Annotated in this window: 30 protein-coding genes, 1 tRNA gene and 1 pseudogene; 26 read left to right on the plus strand and 6 right to left on the minus strand. The window is 65.5% G+C overall.

What is annotated here, in order from left to right:
• Positions 1-748 precede the first annotated feature (748 nt).
• The 4 genes and pseudogenes from QZX93_RS27315 to pmbA form a co-directional block, all read left to right on the plus strand.
• Positions 749-1,777 (plus strand): annotated as a pseudogene (locus tag QZX93_RS27315) (diguanylate cyclase); the annotation flags it as partial.
• Between the two features lie 244 nt (positions 1,778-2,021).
• Positions 2,022-2,843 (plus strand): carbon-nitrogen hydrolase family protein, encoded by an 822-nt coding sequence (locus QZX93_RS08700; RefSeq protein ID WP_295390336.1) that lies wholly within the window; start codon positions 2,022-2,024, stop codon positions 2,841-2,843.
• A gap of 135 nt (positions 2,844-2,978) precedes the next feature.
• Complete coding sequence (tldD, locus tag QZX93_RS08705; protein ID WP_295390338.1) at positions 2,979-4,433, plus strand: metalloprotease TldD; 1,455 nt, start codon at positions 2,979-2,981, stop codon at positions 4,431-4,433.
• A 16-nt stretch (positions 4,434-4,449) separates the two neighbouring features.
• Entirely contained in the window at positions 4,450-5,799 is a 1,350-nt protein-coding gene (gene pmbA, locus QZX93_RS08710) for a metalloprotease PmbA (RefSeq protein ID WP_295390341.1), read from the plus strand.
• Positions 5,800-6,028: 229 nt separating this feature from the next.
• On the opposite strand, the gene rlmJ is transcribed toward pmbA, so the two are convergent.
• The 4 genes from rlmJ to QZX93_RS08730 all read right to left on the minus strand — a co-directional run bounded on the left by rlmJ (position 6,029) and on the right by QZX93_RS08730 (position 10,226).
• Positions 6,029-6,871 carry a 23S rRNA (adenine(2030)-N(6))-methyltransferase RlmJ gene (rlmJ, locus tag QZX93_RS08715; protein ID WP_295390344.1) on the minus strand — a complete coding sequence of 281 codons (843 nt, stop codon included), beginning with the start codon at positions 6,869-6,871 and terminating at the stop codon, positions 6,029-6,031.
• 140 nt (positions 6,872-7,011) lie between these two features.
• A complete protein-coding gene (locus QZX93_RS08720; RefSeq protein ID WP_295390347.1) occupies positions 7,012-7,668 on the minus strand; it encodes a phosphatase PAP2 family protein in 657 nt (218 codons plus the stop codon).
• Between the two features lie 36 nt (positions 7,669-7,704).
• A complete protein-coding gene (locus tag QZX93_RS08725) occupies positions 7,705-8,655 on the minus strand; it encodes an alpha-E domain-containing protein (RefSeq protein WP_295390350.1) in 951 nt (316 codons plus the stop codon).
• A gap of 125 nt (positions 8,656-8,780) precedes the next feature.
• Positions 8,781-10,226, minus strand: a complete 1,446-nt coding sequence (locus tag QZX93_RS08730) for a circularly permuted type 2 ATP-grasp protein (protein ID WP_295390352.1) — start codon at positions 10,224-10,226, stop codon at positions 8,781-8,783.
• A 276-nt stretch (positions 10,227-10,502) separates the two neighbouring features.
• Between QZX93_RS08730 and QZX93_RS08735 the strand changes: the two genes are divergently transcribed.
• Positions 10,503-10,910: a hypothetical protein gene (locus QZX93_RS08735; protein ID WP_295390354.1), complete on the plus strand. Its 408-nt coding sequence runs from the start codon at positions 10,503-10,505 to the stop codon at positions 10,908-10,910.
• An 8-nt stretch (positions 10,911-10,918) separates the two neighbouring features.
• Positions 10,919-11,596: a hypothetical protein gene (locus QZX93_RS08740; protein ID WP_295390357.1), complete on the plus strand. Its 678-nt coding sequence runs from the start codon at positions 10,919-10,921 to the stop codon at positions 11,594-11,596.
• A gap of 37 nt (positions 11,597-11,633) precedes the next feature.
• Here the strand turns inward: QZX93_RS08740 and QZX93_RS08745 are convergent, their stop codons facing one another.
• Positions 11,634-11,846, minus strand: a complete 213-nt coding sequence (locus tag QZX93_RS08745) for a DUF2934 domain-containing protein (protein WP_295390359.1) — start codon at positions 11,844-11,846, stop codon at positions 11,634-11,636.
• Between the two features lie 218 nt (positions 11,847-12,064).
• On the opposite strand from QZX93_RS08745, the gene QZX93_RS08750 reads away from it, so the two are divergent.
• From QZX93_RS08750 to QZX93_RS08800, 11 genes are all read left to right on the plus strand, one after another.
• A complete protein-coding gene (locus QZX93_RS08750; RefSeq protein WP_295390361.1) occupies positions 12,065-12,982 on the plus strand; it encodes an ABC transporter ATP-binding protein in 918 nt (305 codons plus the stop codon).
• Positions 12,979-13,716, plus strand: coding sequence for an ABC transporter permease subunit (locus QZX93_RS08755; RefSeq protein ID WP_295390363.1), 738 nt, complete (start codon positions 12,979-12,981; stop codon positions 13,714-13,716). Before QZX93_RS08750 ends, QZX93_RS08755 begins: the two co-directional genes overlap by 4 nt.
• A 152-nt stretch (positions 13,717-13,868) precedes the next feature.
• Positions 13,869-15,245 carry a GldG family protein gene (locus QZX93_RS08760; RefSeq protein WP_295390365.1) on the plus strand — a complete coding sequence of 459 codons (1,377 nt, stop codon included), beginning with the start codon at positions 13,869-13,871 and terminating at the stop codon, positions 15,243-15,245.
• Positions 15,246-15,248: 3 nt separating this feature from the next.
• Positions 15,249-16,394, plus strand: a complete 1,146-nt coding sequence (locus tag QZX93_RS08765; RefSeq protein ID WP_295390368.1) for a DUF4340 domain-containing protein — start codon at positions 15,249-15,251, stop codon at positions 16,392-16,394.
• Positions 16,395-16,396: 2 nt separating this feature from the next.
• A complete protein-coding gene (gene mutM, locus QZX93_RS08770) occupies positions 16,397-17,224 on the plus strand; it encodes a bifunctional DNA-formamidopyrimidine glycosylase/DNA-(apurinic or apyrimidinic site) lyase (protein WP_295390371.1) in 828 nt (275 codons plus the stop codon).
• Between the two features lie 268 nt (positions 17,225-17,492).
• Positions 17,493-17,912 (plus strand): DUF192 domain-containing protein, encoded by a 420-nt coding sequence (locus tag QZX93_RS08775; RefSeq protein WP_295390374.1) that lies wholly within the window; start codon positions 17,493-17,495, stop codon positions 17,910-17,912.
• 92 nt (positions 17,913-18,004) lie between these two features.
• Positions 18,005-18,091: transfer RNA gene (locus QZX93_RS08780), tRNA-Leu, on the plus strand.
• Between the two features lie 372 nt (positions 18,092-18,463).
• Positions 18,464-18,874, plus strand: a complete 411-nt coding sequence (locus QZX93_RS08785; protein ID WP_295390405.1) for a phosphate-starvation-inducible PsiE family protein — start codon at positions 18,464-18,466, stop codon at positions 18,872-18,874.
• A 559-nt stretch (positions 18,875-19,433) separates the two neighbouring features.
• The gene (locus QZX93_RS08790; protein WP_295390375.1) at positions 19,434-20,336 is read left to right on the plus strand and encodes a glycosyltransferase family 2 protein; all 903 of its coding nucleotides are present in this window, start codon (positions 19,434-19,436) and stop codon (positions 20,334-20,336) included.
• A 124-nt stretch (positions 20,337-20,460) separates the two neighbouring features.
• Positions 20,461-20,892 (plus strand): nucleotidyltransferase substrate binding protein, encoded by a 432-nt coding sequence (locus tag QZX93_RS08795; RefSeq protein WP_295390377.1) that lies wholly within the window; start codon positions 20,461-20,463, stop codon positions 20,890-20,892.
• A complete protein-coding gene (locus tag QZX93_RS08800; protein ID WP_295394513.1) occupies positions 20,876-21,229 on the plus strand; it encodes a nucleotidyltransferase domain-containing protein in 354 nt (117 codons plus the stop codon). Before QZX93_RS08795 ends, QZX93_RS08800 begins: the two co-directional genes overlap by 17 nt.
• Here QZX93_RS08800 and QZX93_RS08805 read toward each other — a convergent pair.
• Positions 21,226-21,477, minus strand: coding sequence for a hypothetical protein (locus QZX93_RS08805; RefSeq protein WP_295390384.1), 252 nt, complete (start codon positions 21,475-21,477; stop codon positions 21,226-21,228). The two genes, QZX93_RS08800 and QZX93_RS08805, sit on opposite strands and share 4 nt — an antisense overlap.
• Before the next feature lie 52 nt (positions 21,478-21,529).
• On the opposite strand from QZX93_RS08805, the gene QZX93_RS08810 reads away from it, so the two are divergent.
• The 9 genes from QZX93_RS08810 to QZX93_RS08845 all read left to right on the plus strand — a co-directional run bounded on the left by QZX93_RS08810 (position 21,530) and on the right by QZX93_RS08845 (position 25,645).
• On the plus strand, positions 21,530-21,931 hold the full coding sequence (locus tag QZX93_RS08810; protein ID WP_295390386.1) for a hypothetical protein: 402 nt from the start codon (positions 21,530-21,532) through the stop codon (positions 21,929-21,931).
• 230 nt (positions 21,932-22,161) lie between these two features.
• Positions 22,162-22,455: a nucleotidyltransferase domain-containing protein gene (locus QZX93_RS08815; RefSeq protein WP_295390388.1), complete on the plus strand. Its 294-nt coding sequence runs from the start codon at positions 22,162-22,164 to the stop codon at positions 22,453-22,455.
• 125 nt (positions 22,456-22,580) lie between these two features.
• On the plus strand, positions 22,581-23,042 hold the full coding sequence (locus QZX93_RS08820; protein ID WP_295390390.1) for a hypothetical protein: 462 nt from the start codon (positions 22,581-22,583) through the stop codon (positions 23,040-23,042).
• 10 nt (positions 23,043-23,052) lie between these two features.
• Positions 23,053-23,217: a DUF4351 domain-containing protein gene (locus tag QZX93_RS27320; RefSeq protein ID WP_366760018.1), complete on the plus strand. Its 165-nt coding sequence runs from the start codon at positions 23,053-23,055 to the stop codon at positions 23,215-23,217.
• Complete coding sequence (locus tag QZX93_RS08825) at positions 23,207-23,518, plus strand: nucleotidyltransferase domain-containing protein (protein WP_295390391.1); 312 nt, start codon at positions 23,207-23,209, stop codon at positions 23,516-23,518. Before QZX93_RS27320 ends, QZX93_RS08825 begins: the two co-directional genes overlap by 11 nt.
• Positions 23,515-23,760: a HEPN domain-containing protein gene (locus QZX93_RS08830; RefSeq protein ID WP_295390394.1), complete on the plus strand. Its 246-nt coding sequence runs from the start codon at positions 23,515-23,517 to the stop codon at positions 23,758-23,760. The genes QZX93_RS08825 and QZX93_RS08830 overlap by 4 nt, the downstream gene beginning before the upstream one ends.
• 247 nt (positions 23,761-24,007) lie before the next feature.
• A complete protein-coding gene (locus tag QZX93_RS08835) occupies positions 24,008-24,466 on the plus strand; it encodes a hypothetical protein (protein ID WP_295390397.1) in 459 nt (152 codons plus the stop codon).
• Between the two features lie 32 nt (positions 24,467-24,498).
• On the plus strand, positions 24,499-25,293 hold the full coding sequence (locus QZX93_RS08840) for an ABC transporter permease (protein WP_295390401.1): 795 nt from the start codon (positions 24,499-24,501) through the stop codon (positions 25,291-25,293).
• Positions 25,294-25,456: 163 nt separating this feature from the next.
• A complete protein-coding gene (locus QZX93_RS08845) occupies positions 25,457-25,645 on the plus strand; it encodes a hypothetical protein (RefSeq protein ID WP_295390403.1) in 189 nt (62 codons plus the stop codon).
• Positions 25,646-25,832 lie beyond the last annotated feature (187 nt).

Genomic DNA, 25,832 nt, shown 5'->3' on the forward strand with positions numbered 1-25,832 from the left:
AACCGACTTCAAGCGAAACACAGGTTTATATTGCATCCGGACGCTTGCTTCTTCGGCAGATCTGCAATAATCAAACGCCGTATTTATTAGCCGTTAAGTAAGCCTCTATCTCAAAATGGTTCTTAGACAGCCTCTAAGGCTGTTGAACGGCCGCTAGCCGGACCCAGACCACCTTGGATTGCGAGAGGGACCTTCAAGAATTCAAGGCACTTGTTTAGCGTTGAGGACAGGGACGCTCGGGACAGGGACGCTCGGGACAGGGACGCCCGGGACAGGACCCTCGGGACAGGGATGCCCGAAACAGGGACCCGCGGGCCAGGGACGGCCCGGGACAGGACGCTCGGGCCAGGGATGCCCGGGGCAGGACACACGGGCGGGGATGCCCGGGACAAGGATCCCCGGAACGGGAAGGCTTAGGGCAGGCATGCCCGGGACAGGGACGCCCAGGACTGGACGCTCGGAATTGGACGATTCGCCATGCAAAGTCGCTATCCAGGCGATTTTGCATGGTTCCTTTCGCTGGACTTTGGTCATTCGGGCCGTTGTAACCAGTTGAGGCAGGAGGCACCCATTGGCACCAGACACCTTGAGACTCGATCATCCGCTCCTGCGGCTGCGGGACCTGCGCCAACGCTCGACTGAACGCGAAGCGACGAACGCCGAACGTCCCCCGCCCGGGCCAGGGCTAGCCAGCGCCGCGCAACACTTTGTCGATCTATACGACCTAGCCCCGGTGGGCTACCTCACCGTGGATGAGGCTGGCCTGATCCAGAGTGCCAATCGTGCGGCGGAGCGCCTGCTGGGCTCACCCAAGCATGAGATTATGCAGCAGCCGTTCTGCGGCTTTGTCCTGCCCAAGGATCGCGCGATCTTCCAGCGGCACCACCACCAGGCATTGACGACCAGCACCTATCCGCGCAGCGAACTGCGCCTGCTGCGCGCCAATGCCGAGTCCTGTTGGGCGCGATTGGATGCGACAGTACACCGCAGTGCCGAGCACCACTCACCGGTCTGCCTCTTGGCGATCAGCGACATCACCGAGCACAAGCGGGCGGAACAGGAGCTCCTGGAAAGCCGGGAGTTGCTTGCGCTGTTTATTCGGCACTCACCCATTTATGCCTATATCAAAGAAGTGACCCCCACGCAGAGCCGGGTTCTCCATGCCTGCGATCGCTTTCAAGAGCTGATCGGTACCCCATGCCGGGACCTGGAGGGCAAGACCATGTCCGAGTTGTTCCCGACTGAGGTGGCGGCCAAGATGACCGCCCACGACTGGCAGGTCGTCGCCAGTGGGCAGGTGATGGAACTGGATGAGACCCTGCATGGTCGTCAGTATGCAACGATCAAATTCCCGATCCCCCAGGGTGACAAGACCCTACTGGCAGGTTATACCATCGATGTTACCGAGCGCCATCGATTTGAGGCCGCGCTGCAACAGCAAGCCCACACCGATGAGCTCACTGGTGCGACCAACCGTCGTCACTTCCTGGAATTGGCGCAGCTGGAGATCGGGCGCGCGCGGCGCTTGCAGCGTCCGCTGGCGCTGGTCTTGATCGATATTGATCGGCTTAAAGATATCAACGATGCCTATGGGCATGCGGTGGGCGATCGGGCGCTGCTGGTATTGGCCGAGGTCTGCCGCAGCAACATTCGCGAGATCGATGTGTTCGCCCGTTTCGGCGGCGATGAGTTCACGCTGCTGCTGCCCGAAGCGCACTGTCAACAGGCCCTAGACGCTATGCATCGCGTCTGTCGCGCACTGCACGCACGGCCGGTTGAGCTGGACGGCCAGCCCGCGGCGATGACCGTGAAGGTCGCGCCGGGAGCGCGCTCCAGTTCCCCCTCGCCTATGGGTGGAGGGCAGGGTGGGGGAACCGCCCAGGCGCCCGCCCCTTTCATCTTGCGGGGTGGTGCGGGCGCCATGGCCGTTACCCTGTCCCACCCTCGCCCGGGATGCTATCGTGTCGACCTGTCATGGGCCGGCGGCGCCCCCGCGCGGCCGCATCACCGGGGGGACGCGGATGAAAAACAGACAACTGGTTGCAGCGGTGCAGATGGCGAGCGGCCTCCACGTCGCGGCCAACCTGGACGAGGCGGAGCGCCTGGTCCGGGAGGCGGCCGCCGGCGGGGCGGGTCTGGTGGTCCTGCCCGAGAACTTCGCCCTGATGGGCAAGCACCCGGAGGACCAGGTTGCGCTGGGGGAGGCGGACGGCACCGGGCCACTCCAATCCTTTCTCGCCCGGGTCGCGCTGGAGCAGCGGGTGTGGCTGGTGGGCGGCACCATCCCGCTGGCGACGTCCGACCCCGGCCGGGTGCGGGCCGCCTGCTTGGTCTTTGATGAGCGCGGGCAGCGGGTCGCGCGTTATGACAAGATCCATCTCTTCGACGTGTCCGTGCCCGGGGCCGACGAACACTATCAGGAGTCTGCGACCATCGAGCCGGGCACCGAGGTGGTGGTGATCGACAGCCCCTGGGGGCGACTCGGGTTGGCGGTATGCTACGACCTGCGCTTCCCGGAACTGTTCCGGCGGATGCTCGAGGAGGGTGTGGAGATCATCGCGCTGCCCGCCGCCTTCACGGCCATCACCGGCAAGGCGCATTGGGAGACCCTGGTACGGGCGCGGGCCATCGAGAACCTGGCCTTTGTGGTGGCCGCCGCCCAAGGCGGGTTCCACCTCAACGGTCGCGAGACCTTTGGACACAGCCTGGTGGTCGACCCCTGGGGGACAGTACTCGCTCAACTCCCGCGCGGCACCGGCTGTGTCTGCACGGCCATCGACCGTGAATTTCAGGGCGCGGTCCGCCGCCACTTCCCCGCGATCGACCATCGGCGTTTGCGCTAACCGACCCCAACTTAAAGGCAGCGGCCATGGCGCCCGCACCACCCCGAAAGATAAATGTGGCGGGCGCCGTGGTCGCCGACGGCGCCCGCTATCACTCCTCGGTCTGAACGCCGGGGTTTCTCGCAGAGGAATTGGATGAACGATCCCATCACTATTGCCCGCAACAGCATCCTGGCACCGGCCGGGCTCGACGACCAGGACCTGGACCGGTTGCTCGGCCTGCTCGCCGGCTCGGACCTGGACGCGGCGGATATCTATTTTCAGAAGAGCCGGTTGCAGTCCTGGGTGCTGGAGGACGGCATCATCAAGGACGGCAATTTCAGCATCGAGCAGGGGGCGGGGATTCGTGCCGTCAGCGGCGAGAAGACCGGCTTCGCCTATTCCGACGAGCTGGAGTACCCGGCCCTGGCCCAAGCGGCCGAGGCCGCACGCGCCATCGCCCGGGCCGGCCGACAGGCCCGGGTACGGATTGGCCAGGTCCCCGCGGGCCGGCGCCTCTACGAGCCGATCGACCCGCTCGCGAGCCTTCCCGACGAGGACAAGGTGGAGCTCTTAAAGCGCGTGGACGCGGAGGCCCGCCGCCAGGACCCGCGGGTCAAAGAGGTCAGCGCCAGCGTGGTCGCGGTCCACGAGACGGTGCTGGTGCTGTCCGACGACGGCACCCTGGCGGCGGACGTGCGCCCGCTGATACGACTCAATGTCAGTGTGATCTGTGAAGATAAAGGTCGGCGCGAGCAGGGCGGCAGCGGCGGCGGGGCACGCACTGACCTGGGCTGGCTCATGTTGGAGGGCCGCGCGCTGGCGTTCGCCCGCGAGGCGGTGCGCCTGGCGCTGACCAACCTGGAGGCCGAACCCGCCCCGGCGGGGAGCATGACCGTGGTCCTGGGACCCGGCTGGCCGGGCGTGCTGCTGCACGAGGCCATCGGTCACGGCCTGGAGGGCGATTTCAACCGCAAGGGGACCTCCGCCTTCGCCGGACGCCTGGGTGAGCGGGTGGCGGCCCCCGGGGTGACGGTGGTCGACGACGGGACCCTACCCGGGCGGCGCGGCTCGCTCAACATGGACGACGAGGGCACGCCCAGCCAGCATACCGTGTTGATCGAGGACGGCATCCTGCGCGGCTACATGCAAGACAGGCTCAATGCTCGACTGATGGGGGTGGCCTCCACCGGTAATGGCCGGCGCGAGTCCTATGCCCATCTGCCCATGCCGCGTATGACCAACACCTATATGCTGGCCGGGACGCGGGACCCGGCGGAGATCATCGCCTCGGTCAGCCGCGGGCTCTATGCGGTAAACTTCGGCGGCGGGCAGGTGGACATCACCTCCGGCAAGTTCGTGTTCTCCACCAGCGAGGCCTATCTGATCGAGGGCGGCAAGATCGGCCGACCGGTCAAGGGGGCCACCCTGATCGGCAACGGGCCGGACGTGCTGACCCGGGTCAGTATGATCGGCAACGATCTGGCGCTCGACGCGGGGGTTGGTACCTGCGGCAAGGAGGGCCAGAGCGTGCCGGTGGGTGTGGGCCAACCGACGCTGCGCATCGACGGGTTGACCGTCGGTGGCACCGGTTCGGACGCTTCAATGTGAGTTTGCAGGATTTCCTATGAGTATTACCTCAACCGAGGACACCGCCGAACGGCTGGCGCGACTGGAGCGGACCATCGAGGACCTCCTGAGCGAGGCCAAGCGGCTCGGGGCGACCGCCGCGGAGGCCGCGGTGGGCAGCAGTGCCGGGCTGGAGGTCGGGGTACGCCTCGGCGAGGTCGAGACCGTCGAGCACACCCGCGACAACGGGCTCGGCATCACCGTCTATTTCGGCCACCGCAAGGGCTCTTCCAGCACCACCGATCTCAGCCCCGATTCGTTGCGCGCGGCGGTCAAGGCCGCTTGCGCCATCGCCGTACACACCCAGGAGGACCCCTGCGCCCACCTGGCAGACCCTGTGCTGATGGCCCTCGACGTATTGGATCTGGACCTCTATCACCCCTGGTCGATCGGGGTCGAGGAGGCGATTGCGATCGCCGCCGAGTGCGAGGACGCCGCCCGCGGCTTTGACCCGCGCATCGTCAATTCAGAAGGGGCGTCACTCAGCGCACACTCTGGGCTCCAGGTCTACGGCAACAGCCACGGCTTCGTCGGCGGCTACCCGAGCACCCGCCATGGCATCTCCTGCGCCGTCATCGGCGAGGAGGGCGACACCATGCAGCGCGACTACTGGTGGACCAGTGCCCGCGCGGCCGGCGACCTGGAGCCCGCCCGCCTGGTGGGAGAGCGTGCCGCCGCGCGCACCGTCGCCCGCCTGGGTGGCCGCCAACTCGCCACCTGCAAGGCCCCGGTGCTGTTTCGGGCGGAGGTGGCCACCGGGCTCGTGCGCAGCCTGGTCTCCGCCATCTCCGGCGGCAGCCTCTACCGGCGTGCCAGCTTCCTGCTCGACCACCTGGGTGAGCGCATCTTCCCCGAGTTCGTGCGCATCCACGAGCAGCCCCACCTGCCGCGGGGGCTCTCCAGTGCCCCCTTCGACGGCGACGGCGTGGCCACCTGGGCCAAGGACTTGGTCAGCGAGGGCGTTCTGCGCACCTATGTACTAGACGCCTATTCCGGCTGCCGGCTCAAGCTGCCCACCACCGGCAATGCGGGCGGGGTGCGCAACCTGATGGTCGACATGGGCGAGCGCGACCGCGCGGGGATGCTCGCACTCATGGGGACCGGGCTCTTTGTCACCGAGTTGATGGGCCACGGGGTCAACGCGGTCACCGGCGACTATTCCCGCGGGGCCGCCGGGTTCTGGGTGGAGAACGGTGAGATCCAATATCCGGTGGAGGAGATCACCATCGCCGGCAATCTCAAGGCGATGTTCGCTGGCCTGGTCGCGGTCGGCAATGACTGCGACTTCCCGGGCAGCACCCGCACCGGCTCCTGGCTGATCGACGAGATGACCATCGCGGGGCAGTGAACCGGCCGCATTAGTCATCATCCCGAGCATCAGGTGCGCCTGGATCCGGAATTTGCTCACGCCAAGACGCCAAGACGCCAAGGCGCCAAGAGAAGAGGTAGCTCTGCGCTTCCCCGATCACCCGGCTGGCAAATCCTACGTCGCTGATCGCACGCCGAAGAACCTTGGCGCCTTGGCGTGAGAATTCCGTACTCTAGGATCGCCGTGGAGCCATGATCAAGGCCCCAGTTCAGGGCGCCTTCACCAGCCATTCAAGGCGTGTCTCGCCCGGCCCGGCGAGGCGTAGCCGCTCCAGCAACTCGGGCAGCAGCCGCTCCAGGGTCGCCATGAGCCCCCAGGGTGGATTGACGATCAGCATGCCGGACCCGTGCAACCCCAGCGATCCCCGATAGGGTGATACCCCCAATTCAGCGCACAGGATGGCCGGGATGCCCAGCCCCTTGAGGCGGTCCAGAAACCCGCGGCTGGGTTCGCGCTCGATGATCGGGTACCAGATGGCGACCACGGCCCCGGCCCAGCGCCGCTGGATGGTCGTGAGCGCCGCGCTCAGGCGCGCGAACTCGCCCGGCATCTCAAATGAGGGGTCCATGAGCACCAGACCGCGCCGCTGCGGCGGCGGCATCAGACCCGCGGGCGCCTCGTAGCCGTCCCGGAAATGGACTGCCACCTGCGGGTCCCCGGCGAATTCGGCACGCAACACCAGGTGATCCGCCGGGTGCCGCTCGCACAGAATCAGCCGATCCCCAGGCCGCAACAGGGCGCGCGCGAGGTGAGGGGAGCCCGGATACCAGCGCAGGCGCCCGTCCGGATTCAGTGCCCGAACCAGCTCCAGATAGGCCTCCAGTTCCGGTCCAGCCGGGGCGTCCCAGAGCCGGCCGATCCCGCCGTCGAACTCGCGATTCTTGAGTGCGCTCTCCGACGCCAGGTCATAGAGCCCCGCCCCCGCGTGGGTATCGAACACACAGAACGGCTTGTCCTTGAGTCGCAGGGCCAGACAGAGTTGCACCAGCAGTGCGTGTTTGTGTACGTCAGCAAAGTTACCGGCGTGAAAGGCGTGGCGATAGCCGAGCATGTTTTAGTGATCGTCAATCAACAGGATGCCAGCACCGGATGCGAATCGTCTCGAGCAATCGAATCGGTGAGGCGGAATACGTCGGCGGTTGGCATCGCGACGAGCCAGCACTGTAATGGCTCAAAATCTAACATTAGGGCTCATTGACGCACCACTTTTCGGCGGCCCGCTTGCGCCCGCAGCCAACTGCGGTGATACACGGTCCCGGTGGGCGACAGTGCCCGGGCAATGCGATGCTCCCACTGGTCGGTCGGGAGCCAATTCGCGGCCACCGGACTCAGTGCAAGCAGCAGGATCAGCCCAGCACCCTTGGCCAGCCAGGGCGGCGACACCCGCCGATCGAACCAGTGGAACGCGGCCGCCGCGATCGCCGCCCCGAGCAACCAGCCGGCGACCGATTCACTCAGGCTATGGGCTCCGACAGCCATCCGCGACCAGCCGACCAGGGCGCCGATGCCAAGCCCGATCGACAGCGCGACCCACTGGACCCGGCGCCCGCCCCAGCGGCCCGGCAGCCACGCGAGCCACACCGGCAGGATCGCGGTGGCCAGGGTGGTGTGCCCGCTGATCCCAGTGAAGTCGAGTGCGGCGCTGCCCAGGCCCCAGGCCAGGAACGCAATCTTGGTGACCAGCACCAGCGCCGACCCGGCCGCGACCAGCAGCGCCCAACGGCCGGCGGCGGCGTCCTGGCCGGTCTGCCACAAGGCGGCACAGGCGATCAACAACAGGGGCAGCATCAGGGCCGCCGCGCCCAGGTGGCCGACATGATTCCAGAACAACACCGACTCAATGGTCATCGCGCGGTCGTCATCCTGGCAGGCAACATCAGGGCCTCAGGCCGCGACGTCCAGCACCAGCGGCGGCGGGAACCAGGTCCGGGCGATCTCCTCGTGCAGTTCACCGATCGCCAGTTGCAGGACATCCACATGGGCGTGGAGTTGCTGCTGGTCGAACCGCCAGGGCTCCGCCGCCTCCAGGTTGCGCCGCAACCGGCCGGCCACGCGCAGCGCCGCTTCATTGCGGGGTAGCTGCTCCAGGCTCTGCCGGGAGGCGTCGATGCAATAGCACACTGCGCGGGGGAATTCCTGGTGCTGGAACAGGAAACGCAACACCGGTTCACGCTGTACGCGCACCTGCTCACTGCGCCGGTAGGCCTGATAGGCGCTCAGTGACCTCAGTACGCTGACCCACTGGATGGTCTCGTAGGGTTTCAGCTCGGTGGTCTCGTGTGGCAGCAGGTTGGCGGAGCGCACGTCGATGATGCGGGTGGTCATGTCCGCCCGCTCCAGATAGCGCCCCAGGTGCAGGAACTCATAGCCCTGATCGTGGAGCATAGTGCCGGAGAGCAGGCCATGGATGCCCTGGGCGCCCAGGATGATGGACTTCAGATAGGCATGGCGACCGCTCTTGGTCATGCCACGGTGGAGTTGGTCGCGGGCGTAGAGATAGAGCTCGTTTAAGACCTCCCAGACCTCCCGCGGGAGGAAATCGCGGATGGTGCGGCAGGTCTCCCGGGCAGCCTCCAGGGCGGAGAGGATGGACCCGGGGTTGCGGTTGTCGCCCAGCAGGAAATGCACGACGTTGCCTTCGTCGTAGTCCTGGTAGTCGGTCTCGAACTGGGCATTGGCCCCGGTGATGTCCACCAGCGGCCGCCAGCCGGGGGCGATGCCCCGCGGCAGGTCCATGAGCAGGTTGGCATTGACCGCGACGACCCGGGCGGCGTTCTCGGCCCGCTCCACGTGACGACCCAGCCAATAGATGTTCTCAGCGACGCGCGACAGCATCCAAAAGTGTCCTCATAGTGCAAACAACCGAGCCGGCGCGGTGGACCAGGATCGAAGGTCGCAACCGTCAGCGGGAAATTCGATAGGATTTCTTAGGATTCACAATTGAGCGGTCTACTGACCGCTCAATCAGGCACGATCCAGGTGTCCTTGCTCCCCCCGCCCTGGGATGAATTGACCACCAGCGACCCCTTGCGCAGCGCCACGCGGGTCAGCCCTCCCATGGTCACCTGCTGACGGTCCGCCGACAGAATGAAAGGACGCAGATCCACATGCCGGGGCTCCAGCCCCCGCCCGACGATGGTCGGCACCGTGGAGAGTTTGAGCGCCGGCTGGGAGATATAGTTGCGCGGGTCCGCCTGGATCAACTGCGCGAACTGCGCGCGCTCAGCCGAGGTGGAAGCCGGACCGATCAGCATCCCGTAGCCGCCGGACTCATTGGCCGGTTTCACCACCAGGCGCTCCATGTGGTCCAGGGTGTAGGCCAGGGACTCCGGGTCCATGCAGCGATAGGTCGGCACATTGGGCAGTATCGGGTCGGCGTCCAGATAGAATTTAATGATCTCCGGCACGAAGGCATAGACCACCTTGTCGTCCGCTACCCCGGCCCCCGGGGCATTGGCCAGGGCCACGGTGCCGACGGTCCAGGCGCGCATCAGGCCCGGCACCCCCAGGGTAGAATCGGGCCGGAAGACCTCCGGGTCCAGGAACAGGTCGTCCACCCGCCGATAGATCACGTCCACCTGCTTGGGACCATCGACCGTGCGCATGTAGACACAGTCGTCCGTGTCCACGAACAGATCGCGACCCTCCACCAGCTCGCAGCCCATTTGCTGGGCCAGGTAGGCGTGCTCGAAATAGGCCGAGTTGTAGATGCCCGGCGTCAGCACCACCACCTGCGGGTAGTCCGCCGGGCGCGGCGAGAGTGCGGCCAGGGTATCGAAGAGTTGGGACGGGTAGTCATCCACCGGGAGCGGGGCATAGTGCTCGAACAGCTCCGGGAAGACCCGCTTGGTCACCAGGCGGTTCTCCAGCATGTAGGAGACCCCGGAGGGGACACGCAGGTTATCCTCCAGGACATAGATGGTCCCGTCCGCGTCACGCACCAGGTCCGAGCCGCAGATGTGTGCCCAGATGCCGAGCGGCGGGTCTACCCCCACGCACTGGGGCCGGAAGTTGGCCGACTTGGCCAGCACGGCGGCCGGGAAGACCCCCTCCTCGATGATGCGCTGGTCGTGGTAGAGGTCGTCGATAAAGAGATTGAGCGCCTGCACCCGTTGCTTGAGCCCCGCCTCGACCCGATCCCAGTCGGACTTGGGGATGATCCGCGGGATGATGTCGAACGGCCAGGCGCGATCAATGGCACCCCCCTCGTCAGAGTAGACGGTGAAGGTGATGCCCATCGCCTTGATCGCCACCTCGGCCGCCTCTTGGCGGGCCACCAGTTCGTCGGACCCCAGCGCCTTCAGGTCATCCAGAAACCCGGCGAAGGCCTCGCGACCCTGGCCCGGGGCGGCGACCAGCTCGTCGTAGAAGTCCTCACAGGGATAGGTGTTCCAGTCGATGCTCAATGCACGAACTCCTCAGGCCGGATGACCGCGATGTCTAACGGGGTTAGGTTCAGTGGCAGCGCACCGACGGCGGGCCAGCGTTGAGGCAGGAGTATGCTTGAGCGGGCGCAGTGAAGTCTACCGGCGCGGTGCCGCAGACACCGATTTACCGTATGGGGCCGGGGCGGCTATCATCCGCAGCGGTTACCACGACACGTCGGCCTCCCGTTGGTCAGCCCACCGAGCGCCGGCGCCCGCACCGCCATCCCCGCAACACGATTTAGGAGCCGAACCACCATGAAGCCTGCACTGTACGTCCTGCCGCTCACCCTGTTTTTGGCCGCTGGCTATCCGACCCTGAGCCTGGCGGAGGACGCGGCTGCCGAGTGCCGTAAGATGGCGGCCGAGGAGGAGGTGGCCGCGGAGGACATGGAAGACTACATCGCCGAGTGTCTGGCAGTAGTCCAGTCCGAAACGCCCGACGAGGGCGCCGCGGCGATGGACGACGCCGATGAAAGCGGCCCCGGCGCCGCCCCGGAAATGCCCCAGCCCGCAGCGACCCCGGAAGCGAAGCCAGCCCCGGCCGCGCCGGCGGCAGCGAAGCCAACACCGGCCGCGCCGGCGGCAGCGCAGCCAGCCCCTGCCGCAACCCCGGCACCGAAGCCAGCCCCGGCCGCGCCGGCGGCGTCGGCCGCGAAGCCCTAGGGTTGCCGATGGCCAACATCGCCTCCCTGTTCGCCCTCGCCGGCCTCGCCCTGGCCCCGCCGCCCCTGTGGGCGGACCAGGGTACGGCCAAGATCCTCGCCCCCTGGGAGGCCAACGGCCAGATCTATCAGGTGGCCGTGGACAAGCTCCAGTTCATCGGCACCTTTGAGGGCATCATGTACATCGAGCACGGCCAGGGGCTCCTGGACGCTGCACTCTTCACCTGTCCATCCACCCAGATCACCGAGGTCCTGGCCAATACCATCAAGGGTCACGGCTACTGCACCATCGAGAGCCCGACCGGGGACTACATCTACGCCGAGTACAGTTGCGACGGGGAGCCCGGTTCCTGCACCGGCACCTTCAAGCTGACCGGGGGCACCGGCAAGCTCACCGGCATCAGCGGGGAGAGCGACCTGATCGTGCGCACCGCCCTCTCCGGCACCACCACCGACAAGGCCGGCAGCGGCACCGTCTCGGCGGCCAAGGGGCTCGCCATCTGGCCCGAGATGCGTTTTGAGATCCCGGGCAAGAGCGCGGAGGCGGTCAACATGCTGGGCACCGGCATCGGCGCCGTCCCCAAGAGCCCGCCGTTTCAACCGAAACCGACGGCCAAGCCCGCTGAGGAAGCCAAACCCAGCGGACCCACGAAGCCGGGCCTAGTGGTCGACCCGTCGCAAAAATAGACCACCCCGGGGGCGCCGAGGCGGCACCGGGCGGCGGTCAGGACGGTGTCGCCTCCGGCTCGTCCTGCCCCCAAAGCTTCAGCGCGTTACGCAACCCCATCCGCTCCAGGGCACGGCGGTTGGTGCCGTCCTCGCGCATCCGCTCGACCATCCGGTCGATCTGGCGCTCGGCGACGATCCAATCGTCCAGCGCCCCTTCCCCAGGGAATCCTCGCTGCTCCGCCAGGTAATAGGCGGCGACGGCGATCATTTCGTGTCGTTCCTCAGCGCTCAACGTGAGCGTGGTCTCTGCCCGTTCCGTATGCATCCGGGATGGCCCCCTTGGGTGTTGGTCAGTCTCGCACGTGAACAAGATGGGAGGGTGCCACGCCGCGGCGCAATCGCCAAGCACTGTTGTGGCCGCCCGCGCCGGCTGGACCAGCAAGAGCGTTTGGCAAGTCCGGCCTAAGTCGGTATTGTGCCCGGTCTATGGACACCCTGGTACGCATCACCGAGCTCACCCGCCGCTTCGGCCACCATACGGCCCTGGCCGGACTCAACCTGACCCTGGAGCGGGGTGAGGTGCTCGGCCTGTTGGGTCCCAATGGCGCCGGCAAGACCACCTGTTTGCGGATCTTGAGCGGTAACCTGGCCCCCAGCAGCGGTCGGGTCGAGATCGCTGGCATCGATCTGGCACTCAATCCGGTCGCGGCCAAGCGGCTCCTGGGCTATTTGCCCGAGCGCCCGCCCCTCTATCAGGACCTGCGCCTCGACGAGTATCTACACTTCTGTGCCCGGCTGCATCGCATTCCGCGCGCTAAGTTGACGGACGCGGTGGCGGAGGCCAAGGCGCGCTGCGGGCTCGATGGCCTGGGTCGACGCCCCATCGCCAAACTCTCAAAGGGCTTCCGTCAGCGGCTCGGCATCGCCCAGGCGATCCTGCACCGCCCGGCACTGGTGATCCTGGACGAACCCACCGAGGGGCTGGACCCGGTGCAGGTCCGCGAGGTCCGCGCCCTGGTGCGCGAACTGGCCAGCGGCAGCGGGGTCATCTTCTCCAGCCATATCCTGCCGGAGGTCCAGGCGGTCTGCAACCGCGTCGCGATCCTCCACCAAGGCCGCCTGCTGCGCGGGGACCACCTGGCCGCCGGCCAAGACAGCCCGATCTGGCGGTTGCGCCTGAGCCCACCGGGGCACTGTGCCGCGCTCGCCGCCCTGGACTGTGTGGCGGCGGCGACCCCATTGCGCGATGAGCGCATCCGCGTCGTACTCAAACCGGACGCGGGACCGGAGGAGTTGACCAGACAAGTGGTGGCGGCGGGCCTGGGGCTGCGGGAACTCAGCGCCGAGCGCAGCGACCTGGAACTGGTCTTTTTCGACTTGATCGGGGCGGAGGAGCGGACATGATCCTTACCATCGCCGGCCGGGAACTGCGTGGCGGGCTGGTCACGCCGCTCGTGTGGGTGTTGCTCGGGGGCTCCCAGGTGGTGCTCGCCTGGGTGTTTCTGAAGGTGGTGGACGACTTCAGCGGGCTCGGGGCCGATGAGCGGGTGGCGAGCCTGTCGATTGAATTGGCGCTCAACCTGTTCGGTTTTGCTGCCGTGATCGCCATGCTGGCCGCCCCCCTGATCGCCATGCGCATGTTGAGCGCCGAGTTCCGCGACGGGAGTTTCGACCTGATCGGGGCCGCGCCGGTCCACCTCTACACCGTGGTCCTGGGCAAGTTCATCGGCACCGCGGCCCTCCTCACGCCCCTGTGCCTGCTGCCCGCGCTGAACCTCACCCTGCTGGCGGGGAGCGCGCACCTGGACCTGGGGCTGTGCGCGGCGGCCACCCTGGGGCTGTGGCTCGCGGCCCTGATGTTCGGCGCCATCGGACTCTATACCGCCAGCTTGAGCGACCAGCCGGGGGCGGCGGTGCTGGCCGCCTTCGGCCTCCTGCTCCTGTTCTCCATCATCGGGCGGGCCCAGGGGCTCGATCTCCCCGGGCTCTCGCTGTTCGGCTGGCTGGCCTGGAACGAGCACCTCTTTTGGTTCCTGCTGGGGGCGGTGCGGGTCAGTGACCTCGCCTACTTCTTGCTGTTCACCGGGTTCTTTCTGGCCCTCACCCACCGGCGACTGGCCAACCGGCGGCTCGCGTGAGCCATGCAGGATGATTGTCCGCAAATGAACGCAAATAAACGCAAATCAGGAAATGGGTCGGTGGCGGCTTGGCACTGGGCGACTGATCGGTGGGCGGCGTGGCGCGCCAATCCAGGCATACCCTTGTGTGCGTACGACCTGTTCATTTCGCGATGACACACTGGACGCGCCCCATCCGCGAGGCAATCAAGGGCATCGAACGGCCGCTGGTCGACGGGCTATTCACCCTGTTGCTGCTGGCCTGCGTGATCGCCGCGGGCTGGCTGTTGGCCCGCGACGGGCAGTATTGGGACTGGACCGGCGCGGGCACCAACTCACTCAGCCCCGAATCCGCGGCGATCCTCAAACGCCTGGACTCACCGCTGCGCGCCACCGTCTTTATCGACCCCCAGGACCCGCTGGGCAAGGCCATCGAGCGCCTCCTGGCCCCCTATCGGCGTGCGGCCCCCGGGCTCAAGGTCCGCTTCGTCGACCCCCAGCGCTTCCCGGAACAGGCGCGCGATGCCAAGGTTTCGCGAGCCGGCCAGATCATGCTGGAGTACCGGGGACGGCGTGAGACCTTGAACGAGGTCGGCGAGCGCGCACTCAGCGCCGCCATCGCCCGCCTCGTCACCACCCGGGCGCCCTGGGTTGCGGTCATGGAGGGGCACGGCGAGCGTCGGATCGACGGTGACGGGCCCCGGGACCTCGGGCGTTTCGGCCAGGAGCTCAAGGACAGCGGCTTCCTGCTGCGCAACCTCGATCTCACGAGCGTGACGGATGTGCCGACCAACACCCAATTGGCCCTGATCTCCAACCCGGAAATTGAACTCTTCCCCAGGGAGGCGGATCGGCTCGCCCAATATCTGGATCGGGGCGGCAACCTGGTCTGGCTCTTGGACCCGGGGCCCATGAACGGGCTCGAGCCGCTGGCGGACCTGCTCGGGATCGGCCTGCTCCCGGGTACCGTGGTCGACCCGAAGGCGGCCGCATTCGAATCCGAATCCGACACCCCGGCGGTCGCGGTCATCTCCGAGTTCCCGGACGACCCGCTGGGGGCCGGTCTCAAGGCCCCGGCGCTGCTGCCCGGGGCGGTCGCCTTCGCGACCGGCACCGCCCCCGGTTGGACCCTCACCGGATTCCTGAGCACCGGGGCCGACAGTTGGAACGAGACCGGACGCATCGAGGGGACGATCTCCCGCGACGAGGTGGTTGGGGAGCAGGCCGGTCCGCTCCCGGTCGTCCTGGCGCTCACCCGGCCGCTGGGCACCGAGGGCCAGGTCCAGCGCGTGCTGCTGGTCGGCGACGGGGACTTCCTGAGCAATGCCCAGATCAACGCCTACGGCAACCGCGCCTTGGGGCTCAAACTGCTGCGTTGGGTGAGCGGCGAAGAATCGCTGCTCGCCTTGCCCCCGAATCCCGGTCCGGCCGCGGGTCTGGTCCTGAACCGGACCCGCCGCCTCCTGCTGGGGCTCGGGTCGCTGGTCCTGTTGCCCGGGCTCTTCCTGACGGCGGGCCTGACGATGCGCTGGATGCGCGCACGAGGTTGAATCATGGTCGCACGCTGGATCGCCAATCTGCTGTTAGCGCTGATGCTCCTGGGGCTGGGGCTCGCCATCCATCATGTGCTCACCGTCACTGACGCCCCCGCGACCCTGACCGGGATCGTCCCGGCGGGGCTGCGGCTCATCGAGTTGGAACGCGACGGCGAGCCGAGCATCCAGCTGGAGCGTACCCAGGACGGCTGGCGGCTGCGCCAGCCCATGGACCTGGACGCCGACCAGGAACAGGTCGATCGGCTGCTCAGCGTGGCCACCGCCCCGGTCCAGCGCAGCTTCCCGGCGCAGTCCGCATCGCTGCGTGAATTGGGACTGGACCCGGCCCGGCTGCGGCTGCGCCTTGACAACCTGCCCCTGGGTTTCGGCGGCCTGGACCCACTGGGACAAAGCCGCTATGTCTATGCCCCCGCCGACGGGCTTGTGCATCTGATCGAGGACCGCTTCTACCCCCGACTCATCGCCCCGGCCATCGACTATTGCTCGCGCAAACTCCTGCCCCGGGGGCAGTTGCCCAGCTACGGCACACTCAATGGGGTTGCCCTGTCCGCGGTCTCCCTGACCACCCTGAACGGACTCGTGGCGGAGCGCGTGGAGCCCATGACCGGGGAGCTCAACGGCGACCCGGTCGAGGTCAAGTTCGGCGACGGCACCCTGTTGCGCTTCGTCGTCTCAGCGGATCGGCGGCATTGGAGCCGCCTGGATCTCAAATTGCGCTATGTCCTGAGCGATAGCCTGCTGCTCGCGCTGGACCCCAGCGCGGTCGATCCCGGCCCGCCCGGCCTGCCCTCAGCCGCGACCCGACCCAGGACCGCCGTGCCCGCCAGCGCGCCGACGCCCACCGAGGCCCCGGGCCCCTTCGCCCCAGCCGACGAACTCACCGTTACCCCCGCGGCCGAGCCGGCGGGCGCCCCGCCATTAGTCCGCCTCAGTCCGGATCACCCGGCGGGTTCCTATGGCGACGAGTCCGGGCCGGATCAAGCGCCGCCAGTCGGGTTCGGCGCCGAGCCCTACAAGGCCCCGCCCGCCGGCTTCGGTGTGGACCCCTTCGCACCGGGGCAAGGGCAGGGGCAGGACCCGGACGCGGAGCCACCGGCGCAGGTCCCTAAGGCCGAGATCACGCCCTCACTGCGGAGATATTGAGGGTGCCCGAACTCCCGGAGGTCGAGACCACACTGCGCGGCATCCGTCCCCACCTCGCCGGTCGGCAGATCGAGCGGCTGGTGGTGCGCGAGCACCGTCTGCGCCAGCCGATCGCCCCGGACCTGCCCGAGCGTCTGACCGGCCAACGGATCGGGCCGCTGTCCCGGCGGGCCAAATACCTGCTGATCGAGGTGGCCGGCGGCAGCCTGATCCTGCATCTGGGCATGTCCGGGAGCCTGCGCGTGGTGGCGGCCCAGACCCCGCCGATCAAACACGACCATGTCGACCTGGTCCTTGCCGACGGTCGGGCCCTGCGTCTGCACGACCCGCGTCGCTTCGGTCTCCTGCTCTGGACGCCCGACCCGCCGGCCTTGGCGGTGACCCGCCACCCACTGCTGCGCCACCTGGGACCCGAGCCGCTGGAGGACGGATTCGCCGGCGACCGCCTGTATCGGCTCAGTCGCGCACGGCGGGTCGCGGTCAAGTCATTCATCATGGACGCCGCCGTGGTGGTCGGGGTGGGCAACATCTATGCCAGCGAATCGCTGTACCTCGCCGGCATCCACCCGGCGCGGGCCTGCCACCGCATCTCGGCCGCGCGTTACCAACGCCTGGCCGAGACCATCCGCACCGTGCTCAACGCCTCCATCGTCCAGGGCGGCACCACCCTGCGCGACTTCGTGCAGGAGAACGGCAACCCCGGCTATTTTGCCCGCTGGCTGCGGGTCTACGGGCGCACCGGCCAGCCCTGTCCCGGTTGCGGCACGCCACTGCGGGAACAGCGCATCGGCCAGCGCTCCAGCTTTTATTGTCCATCCTGTCAGCACTAATCGATTGTCCTTCGTTAGGGAATCGCTCACGCCAAGGCGCCAAGCTCGCCAAGCGATACAAAGCGGGTAGTGCCACTCTCCGGATCACCCTCCGGGTGACTGGCGCAACGCTGATAACGCACTGAAAAGCCTTGGCGAGCTTGGCGCCTTGGCGTGATAACCGCTCTTTCTAGGAGTATCGGTAACGGCTATGGCACCCGCATCATCCCGCCCTCCACCAATCGGGGAGGGAGCATTGGACCGCGCTCCCGGCGCGACTTTCATGGTCATGCTCACCCTGCTTCTGGGTCTGACGCTAGGCCAAGGCCTGAGCGCTGCCGAGCGCGCCAGGGTCCGCGTCGGGGCGACGACCTTTCATGTGGAATTGGCGCGGACGCTCGATGAGCGACGGCGCGGCCTGATGTTCCGCCAACACCTGTCGGCGGGCCAGGGAATGCTGTTTGTCCAGGAGCCCGATCGGGCCGAGTTCTGGATGAAAAACACCCTGATCCCCCTGGACCTGCTGTATTTCGATGACGCCGGTGTGCTGCTGGAGATCGTGGCCGGCGTCCCGCCCTGCCGACAGCCGGCCTGCCCGACCTACCCGAGCCAATCCACCGCGATCCGCTACATCCTGGAGCTCAACGCTGGGGAGGCCGCCCGGCGCGCGATTCGGGTCGGCGACCCATTGGTCCTTGAGCGGCCCTGAGGCGCCGTGTCGGGGGGCCCCCTTCGCGAGCTTGATCGGGCGATCGGGGCTGACAATCCCGCGGCCTTTGGCCTATAATGCCCGTCTCCTCTGCCGGGGTGGCGAAACTGGTAGACGCATCAGACTCAAAATCTGACGGGGGTGACCCCATGCCGGTTCGATTCCGGCCCTCGGTACCAATAAAAGACAAGGGGTTAGGCCAAAAGGCCTAGCCCCTCTTTGTTTGCGCAGCGCCCCCGTGCGCCACTCATGGGGCAGCCCCGCACATGCAGGCCAAGCCTGAAGGCCCTCTGATCGGGGTTGTCAGCGAATCCTCAGCGCCCTAGTGCCATCCTCGCGGCTGACGAACGAGTGCTCGTACGCACGCGTTGACACACTATCGCTAGAGGAGCAAGAACATGGGTCCGAATACATTAGACAGCGTCTCGCCGGCCGACCGCGCCGGGCGGCGGCCCGAGTTGCATGCCGCGGGCGCGGCCGGGGGGCGCTTGGGCCTGGCGGGTCAGGGCGAACACCAGTCCACGGCGGGGACCGACCGCAGCCCGCGTCTCTTGGATGCGGGGCGCCGGGTCCTCGGCCATTTCGAGGTAGCCTTTCTGGCGGTGATCAGCGTGGCGACCGTGATCGCCAGCGTTCAGGAGATCGTTGCCATGGTCGGTCGGGGCCAAGTCGCCTTGGCCGATCTGCTGTTGCTGTTCATCTATCTCGAAGTGCTCTCCATGGTGGCCGTCTATTTGGACTCCGGCGCCTTGCCGGTGCGCATCCCACTCTACATTGCCATGGTCGCCTTGGCCCGTCATATCATCCTGGACATGAAGGAGCTGACTGAGCTGGGGATTACCGCCTCCGCCGGTGCCGTGCTGATCCTGGCAGGGGCGGTGCTGCTGGTCCGCTTCGGTCAGGCGCGTTTCCCCTACCAGTCACGTACCCGCAGCGGGCGGATGGAGCAGGGCAACGACTAGCAGCCTGTCGGACTTGATGGCGTAACCGATTGATTAAACAGGAAAACGACTTTTTGGCGCAAAAGAGGAAACTCTTTGCATTCAATCGGTTGCATCACTAAGTCCGACAGCCTGCTAGCCGTGACGGCCGGCTTGGCTGACGGAGGGAGACCGGCCGGGGCGACGATCAAGGCCAAGCCCCAGGCCAACCGGGGCTTTGGTCATAATCCCGGTCACCGGGCTAACGGCGAGGGCGTTGGTCCGCATAGCGGACCCTACGGGCGCGGCGCAAGCCGTAGGGTCCGCTGTGCGGACCGATCGCCGCTGGCCGGAGTTATGATCAAGGCCACAACCGGCACGGCTCGCCGCCGGGGGATATACTGGACCCATCGCGCTTGTGCAGGCCCGGCCTCGGCAGCGGCAACCGCAACCGCCGGTTCGCGTTAACCCCGACCGGGGTCGGTAAAGCCCTGCGGGTACTCAAGTAGCCCCGGGGCAGGGATGGCGGCATCGCAGTCGATCGTGGTCGTGCCGTCGATCTGTTCCACCGGTCCAAACACCTAACCCCGACGGAGTCTGCGTGCCCTCCAAGATCAGCATCATCTTGCCGTGCCGCAACGAGGCGGCATCCCTTCAGGGGCTGCTCGCACGCATCCGCCAGGTCCTGCCCGCAGCGGAGATCCTGGTGGTGGACGATGCCTCCACCGATGCCTCGGCGGCGCTCTGCGCCGCTGCGGGTGTGCGTTGCATCCGCCACCCCTACCAAAAGGGCAACGGCGCGGCCATCAAGTCCGGTGCCCGTGCGGCCACCGGCGACATCCTGGTGTTCATGGACGCCGACGGCCAACACGATCCCGCCGACATCCCCCGTCTGCTGGAGCGACTCGACCAAGGATTCGACATGGTGGTCGGCGCCCGCCGCTCGGCCTCGCAGGCCAGTGTGGCGCGCGGCCTCGCCAACCGCCTCTACAATCAGCTCGCGACCTACATGACGGGGCAGCCGGTGCTGGACCTCACCTCCGGCTTCCGTGCCGCCCGCGCCGACCGGTTTCGGGAGTTCATCTACCTGCTGCCAAACGGTTTTTCCTACCCGACCACCAGCACCATGGCCTTCTTCCGCGCCGGGTATGATGTCAGCTATGTCCCCATCGCTGCCGGGCAGCGCACCGGCAAGAGTCACCTGCACCCCCTGCGTGACGGCCTGCGCTTCCTGCTCATTATCTTCAAGATTGGCAGCCTCTATTCGCCGCTCAAGATCTTTGTACCGGTCTCGTTCCTCTTTTTCCTGCTCGGGACCGGCTATTGGGCCTATACCTACAGCCAAACCCTACGGCTCTCAATCATGACCGTCTTCATGCTCACCACGGCGGTCCTCGTGTTCTTGATTGGGTTGGTCTCGGAGCAGATTACCCAGCTCATGTATCGGCCGCTTCACCAGACGGTCGTGCGCTCCGAGCTGGACCTGGGGACGCCTGACGGGTAGGAGCGCGCCCCCCGGCCGCGACGGGTTGTCGCCAGCCCCAGCGGTCGGAATTATGATTGAGGTCGACATCCCTGGACCCTAAGTCAAAATTGACCTTTATTTTGAGACAGCGGCGGCACGCGACATGAATGAATCCACCTTCGATATCCGCTGGCAACAGCGCTTTGCCAATTACCGGCGAGCCTTCCAGCAGCTGCGGGAGGCCGTGGAATTGGCAGCAGAACGGCCCTTGTCCCGACTCGAACAGCAAGGACTTATTAAAACTTTTGAGTTTACGCAGGAACTCTCCTGGAATGTGATGAAGGATTACTTCGAGTATCAGGGCAACACCGACATCACCGGTTCGCGCGACGCCATCCGCGAAGCGTTTCGGCGTGGTCTGGTGACCGACGGCGACACTTGGATGGATACCATCAAGAGTCGCAATCGCTCTTCGCATACCTATGACGAAAACACGGCTAACCAACTGATTGAGACCATTACCACCCGCTACATGATCGTGTTCGATGCCTTCCAGACCCGCATGCAGGCGCTCGCCGATGATGCCGGTGGCTGATATCGCTCCGGAAACCTGTGGGCTGTCGCAATCGGTTATCGATCAAATTCGTGCCGTGTTTGCCGACTGTCCCAAGATCGAACGGGCGCTGCTCTATGGTTCCAGGGCCAAGGGCAATTATCGCCATGGCTCGGATATCGATCTTGTCCTGGAGGGGCGAGAACTCGACGATAGCCAAATGCTCGCGTTGGAAACAAGGTTGGACGACTTGCTGCTGCCTTATAGCATCGATCTCTCAAGACTTGCCGGCATTCGCAACGAAGCACTGCGAGACCACATCGGACGGGTGGGGAGAGTATTTTACGAAACCGCGTTGGCGCTGCCATTGTCCCCTTAGCCAGACCTCAATCGACTCGGATCACGATGCCCCGTGACACCCCCACCCCCTGGCACCGCCTGTTCGGCATGGCCCTGACCGACCTTTTCACCGGGCGCCCCTGGCGGGTCGAGCTCGAGTTGGAACTCGCCTTGAAAAGCCAGCGGCTCGACGTCTTGATCATCGAGCGCCTGACCGGCCAGGCCGCCACCCTCGATCCGGCCGCCCTCCAAGACCTGCCCGATGGAGTCGACACCCTGGGTGCCCACAACATCCTCACCTACAAATCGGCCCAAGAGACCCTGGACGCCTGGGCCGTGGATGAATCGATCGGGCACTTTCGCCAGCGAGATGACCCGCATCCGCGCCGGCCTTGCGCATTTCCAGCCTCACAGCCCGGCCGCCCGGCTGTTGCGCTATCATCTGTCGCAAGTGCATCGATTGGAGCTGCCCGACATGTCCTACACCGTGACCGATTTCAAAATCGACACCTTGCGCCGGATGCTCAAAGATCCCTGGCTGACACCGGAGGAACATGCCGCCCTGCGCGCGGGCCTGCTGGAGAAGATGGACCCCGAAGAGCGCCTGCGCGGCCTGGATCCCGCGGAGGTACTCAAACGCTATGCGCCCGAAGACCGCCTGCGCGGCCTTCCGCCGGAAGATATCCTGCGCGGGATAGACCCCGAACAGATCAAAGCCTGGCTCAAGCAAACAGGGCACTAAGGTGGCGGAGCCAGTGGGGGCGGGCATCCACGGGAGAATTTGGGCGATGCCGTGGTCGGTTTCGCCGACGTGGCGGACCCCAACGCCTGGCTGGCAGGCGGCACGCCGTCATCCCGGCCAGGATGATAGAATCTCGTCTGGGAAGCCAAACTCTCAGTCGCCGCTGACTTGCAGAATACAGCACACCGGCCGGAACGATGATCAAGGCCATGGTGGCGTAGGAGACGGCAATGCGTTTGACAGAAGAACAAAGAAAAATGATCCGCGAAGCTGGGTTGCGGCATTTCGGCGTGGCACCGCAGGTGTTTGGATCACGTCTGAACGACGCGGCACGGGGCGGTGACATTGACTTGTTCATTCCGGGGGACTGGCCCCCGCAAGAGGCCGTTCCCCGACGATTACGCTTGTGCGCGGAACTTCATCGTTGCCTCGGCGACCAAAAAATCGACGTGGTCGTGGAGGCCTTGATCGTCATTCCGGCCACTTGGGCTCGCCGGATGCGTAGTCAGGCCATCTTGGCCTGACACCGTCAGGGCTGGAAGCCCTGACTACGCACGCCGCTGGCCGGGATTATGATCGACGCCGTCGTGGAGAATAAGGCATTGTCTTCTTCCATTCAGCATGAAGCGAAACGGCAGGGTGAGCCGGTATGAGATCGCTGGATGATCTTATCAGCGAATGTGGTCTTCACTTCCTGGCGCTGCAGGAGGCGATGGCACGCTGTCCTCGGCCGTTGACGGTGGATCACTTTGCCATGAGAGATCCGGCCCTGATTGCCGCACTGGATCAATTTGCTTACCGTTTCGTCAAGCTGCAAGATCTCATCAGCGTTCAGTTGTTCCGGCGGTTTGCTCTGGATGTGCTGCATGAACCGGTTGAGTCGCTGCCGGTCATCGACATCCTGAATCTGTTGGAGCGCTATGGATATTTGCCCTCGGCGGCGCGTTGGCAAGAGATCCGTGAAATTCGCAATCAGATTACCCACGAATACCGCCTTGACCCGGGGGAATTGATCGTGACCCTGGACATCGCTTTTGGTATGGTCGCGGAAATGTCTAAAATCTTTGATGTGCTGAACGAAAAGCGGTCGTCAGGAAGGTCAGGAACGTGAGGTTAGTCTGGTGCTACGACAATTGCGCCGCCGCATTGGCTTGATCTCAAAGGCCCAACAGTCCAGCATTGCGGCGTTACCGATCAAACAAGTAGCGGCATTGGGCGAGACCTTGCTCGACTTTACTGATGCGGCGGATCTGGCCGCTTGGCTGGCAGCACAAGATGTCCCCTGATCCTGTCATTACAACTCTTGCCGACGAACTCCATCGCCGCCTCGGCACCCAGCTGCGTGGTCTCTGGTTGTATGGCTCCAGGGCGCGTGGGGATGCGCGCCCGACCTCCGATTATGATGTTTTGATCATCGTCGACGAAAAGACGCAGGTCATGCGCGACCGCATTTTGGACTTGCAAGTGGAGATCCTTGACCGCTACGAAGCCTTGGTGGCTACCTTGCTGCGAACCGAGAGTGAGTGGTTCGGCAGTCAAGACTCTCCATTGGCGCGAAATATTGCCCGCGAGGCCGTGCGACTGTGACGCCCGCGATCGAGCGTCTGCTGGTTGCCGCGCAATCCAAGGTCCAGGCCGCGGAGTTATTGTTCAAGGAAGGACTTTATGGCGATGCGGCGTCGCGCGCCTATTACGCTGTTTTTCATGCGATCAGCGCTCTTCATCTCTCCCGAGGCCAGACCTGCTCCAGCCACGCGCAGTTGATTGGGCGATTCACAAAGACTTTATTCGATCAGGCGTTTTCCCCTCAGAGTACACGCGGATCGTGACGCGGCTGTTTGAAGATCGACAGCTCGGAGATTATGATTCGACCGCGGAAATCGGCCGTGACCAAGCCAGCCACGACCTGACCGATGCTCGACGGGGCGTTGTGGCGATTCACGCTTACCTGCAAGAGCCGGACTAGACGCCAACCGAATCTCTTGGAAAGCCTGCAACGAACAAAGAACCGTCGGCGATCCCGACGACCGCTATCCCTCCCCGCCCTGAACGACGGGGTTTCTAGCGGAGGAACCGATGATGTCCCGCGACACCCCCACCCCCTGGCACCGCCTGTTCGGCATGGCCCTGACCGACCTCTTCGCCGGTCGCCCCTGGCGGGGCGAGCTGGAGTTGGAACTCGCCTTGAAGAGCCAGCGGCTCGACGTCTTGATCATCGAACGCCTGACCGGCCAGGCCGCCACCCTCGATCCGGCCGCCCTCCAAGACCTGCCCGATGGACTCGACAACCTGGGCGCCCACAACATCCTCACCTATAGATCGGCCCAAGAGACCCTGGACGCCTGGGCCGTGGATGAATCGATCGGGCACTTTCGCCAGCGAGATGACCCGCATCCGCGCCGGCCTTGCGCATTTCCAGCCGCACAGCCCGGCGGCCTGGCTGTTGCGTTATCATCTGTCGCACGTGCATCGACTGGAGCGGCCGATGATGGCCGCGTCGATCTGAGCCCGCCGAATCTGGGCCATACGACATGACTCAACCCCATACCCTCATCATCGAACCCGGCTTGGCCGCACGCGACTATTGGCGCGATCTGTGGCGCTACCGTGAACTCTTCTACGTGCTGGCCTGGCGCGACATCTCGGTGCGTTACAAACAGACCATCATCGGTTTGGCGTGGGCGCTGATCCGGCCGTTTCTCACCATGGTGGTGTTCACCGTGCTATTCGGCAAGCTCGGCAAATTTCCCACCGAAGGTGCTGCTCCTTATGCACTGATGGTGTTCGCCGGTCTGTTGCCGTGGCAGTTCTTTGCCACTGCACTGTCGGAGTCGTCCAATAGCCTCATCGGCAACGCCAACCTGATCAGTAAGGTGTATTTTCCCCGGCTCATTGTCCCCACCGCTGCGGTGGTGGTGTCGTTCGTCGACTTCCTCATCAGTTTCGCCATTCTCATTGGGTTAATGCTTTGGTACCGGTTCCTGCCCGACTGGCAGATCCTCACCTTACCACTGTTCGTCGCGATGGCCTTTCTAGCCAGCCTGGGGCCGGGGCTGTGGATTACCGCGCTCAACGTCAAATACCGTGATTTCCGCTACATCATTCCATTCATCGTCCAATTCGGCCTATATGTATCGCCGGTGGGGTTCAGCTCGTCGGTGGTGCCGGAACACTGGCGGTTGATCTACTCGCTCAACCCCGTGGTCGGCGTCATCGACGGTTTCCGCTGGGCCATCCTCGGCGGCGAATCGACCCTCTATCTGCCCGGCTTTCTGCTCAGTTGGGGCGTCATCGTCTTCTTCCTATGGCTCGGCATCCGCCAGTTCCGCCGCATGGAGAAGAGTTTTGCGGACCTGATTTGAGTGGGGCTCGGACGGATGATCCGCAGGCGTAATGACCGACCATGATACCGCGTGGAAAAACGGACTATCGGAAACTCGCTGCCGGTCAGGCGGCCACGATCCGACTTGGGGCCATCGCACGATCCGCCCGATCGTCCTCGACGCCATCGCGGAACCTTCCCCCATGCCAGACATCGCCATCTCAGTCGAAAACCTCAGTAAGTCCTACCTGGTCGGCCACCACGCCGCCCAGACGCAGCGGTATACTGCACTGCGCGACGTCCTCGCCCGCAACGCCCGCAACCTGGCGCGCAAGACTCGCGACATGTTCCAGGGGCGGGCCATCGTGCAGGGCGACGCGGTGGAGGAATGATGGGCGTCGGTCACGATGATTTTCTGGCCGTCCCGTTGCCGGCATGCGTCGCGGCCGGGGGCCGCTCCTACGCGGGTAGGAGCGGCCCCCGGCCGCGACGGGCTGCCGCAGGGACGGTGGCCGCAGTTTCGATCAAGGCCGGTCGAGGACCGACAGCGCGCGCGCGTAGGCCCCGGCGGTCTATCCG

The sequence above is a fragment of the uncultured Thiodictyon sp. genome (assembly GCF_903946935.1).
In the GTDB taxonomy this organism is placed as follows: domain Bacteria; phylum Pseudomonadota; class Gammaproteobacteria; order Chromatiales; family Chromatiaceae; genus Thiodictyon.

What these genes read in the sequence shown, in the direction of transcription:
- QZX93_RS08750 (WP_295390361.1), top strand. Translation starts at nt 12,065, where the DNA reads ATGGACACCCTGGTACGCATCACCGAGCTCACCCGCCGCTTCGGCCAC.
- QZX93_RS08765 (WP_295390368.1), top strand. Translation starts at nt 15,249, where the DNA reads ATGGTCGCACGCTGGATCGCCAATCTGCTGTTAGCGCTGATGCTCCTG.
- QZX93_RS08720 (WP_295390347.1), bottom strand. Translation starts at nt 7,668, where the DNA reads ATGACCATTGAGTCGGTGTTGTTCTGGAATCATGTCGGCCACCTGGGC.
- rlmJ (WP_295390344.1), bottom strand. Translation starts at nt 6,871, where the DNA reads ATGCTCGGCTATCGCCACGCCTTTCACGCCGGTAACTTTGCTGACGTA.
- QZX93_RS08725 (WP_295390350.1), bottom strand. Translation starts at nt 8,655, where the DNA reads ATGCTGTCGCGCGTCGCTGAGAACATCTATTGGCTGGGTCGTCACGTG.
- QZX93_RS08735 (WP_295390354.1), top strand. Translation starts at nt 10,503, where the DNA reads ATGAAGCCTGCACTGTACGTCCTGCCGCTCACCCTGTTTTTGGCCGCT.
- QZX93_RS08740 (WP_295390357.1), top strand. Translation starts at nt 10,919, where the DNA reads ATGGCCAACATCGCCTCCCTGTTCGCCCTCGCCGGCCTCGCCCTGGCC.
- tldD (WP_295390338.1), top strand. Translation starts at nt 2,979, where the DNA reads ATGAACGATCCCATCACTATTGCCCGCAACAGCATCCTGGCACCGGCC.
- QZX93_RS08775 (WP_295390374.1), top strand. Translation starts at nt 17,493, where the DNA reads ATGCTCACCCTGCTTCTGGGTCTGACGCTAGGCCAAGGCCTGAGCGCT.
- QZX93_RS08835 (WP_295390397.1), top strand. Translation starts at nt 24,008, where the DNA reads ATGATGTCCCGCGACACCCCCACCCCCTGGCACCGCCTGTTCGGCATG.
- QZX93_RS08745 (WP_295390359.1), bottom strand. Translation starts at nt 11,846, where the DNA reads ATGATCGCCGTCGCCGCCTATTACCTGGCGGAGCAGCGAGGATTCCCT.
- QZX93_RS08755 (WP_295390363.1), top strand. Translation starts at nt 12,979, where the DNA reads ATGATCCTTACCATCGCCGGCCGGGAACTGCGTGGCGGGCTGGTCACG.
- QZX93_RS08825 (WP_295390391.1), top strand. Translation starts at nt 23,207, where the DNA reads ATGTCCCCTGATCCTGTCATTACAACTCTTGCCGACGAACTCCATCGC.
- QZX93_RS08815 (WP_295390388.1), top strand. Translation starts at nt 22,162, where the DNA reads ATGCGTTTGACAGAAGAACAAAGAAAAATGATCCGCGAAGCTGGGTTG.
- QZX93_RS08800 (WP_295394513.1), top strand. Translation starts at nt 20,876, where the DNA reads ATGATGCCGGTGGCTGATATCGCTCCGGAAACCTGTGGGCTGTCGCAA.
- QZX93_RS08700 (WP_295390336.1), top strand. Translation starts at nt 2,022, where the DNA reads ATGAAAAACAGACAACTGGTTGCAGCGGTGCAGATGGCGAGCGGCCTC.
- QZX93_RS08820 (WP_295390390.1), top strand. Translation starts at nt 22,581, where the DNA reads ATGAGATCGCTGGATGATCTTATCAGCGAATGTGGTCTTCACTTCCTG.
- pmbA (WP_295390341.1), top strand. Translation starts at nt 4,450, where the DNA reads ATGAGTATTACCTCAACCGAGGACACCGCCGAACGGCTGGCGCGACTG.
- QZX93_RS08810 (WP_295390386.1), top strand. Translation starts at nt 21,530, where the DNA reads ATGAATCGATCGGGCACTTTCGCCAGCGAGATGACCCGCATCCGCGCC.
- QZX93_RS08845 (WP_295390403.1), top strand. Translation starts at nt 25,457, where the DNA reads ATGCCAGACATCGCCATCTCAGTCGAAAACCTCAGTAAGTCCTACCTG.
- QZX93_RS08760 (WP_295390365.1), top strand. Translation starts at nt 13,869, where the DNA reads ATGACACACTGGACGCGCCCCATCCGCGAGGCAATCAAGGGCATCGAA.
- QZX93_RS08795 (WP_295390377.1), top strand. Translation starts at nt 20,461, where the DNA reads ATGAATGAATCCACCTTCGATATCCGCTGGCAACAGCGCTTTGCCAAT.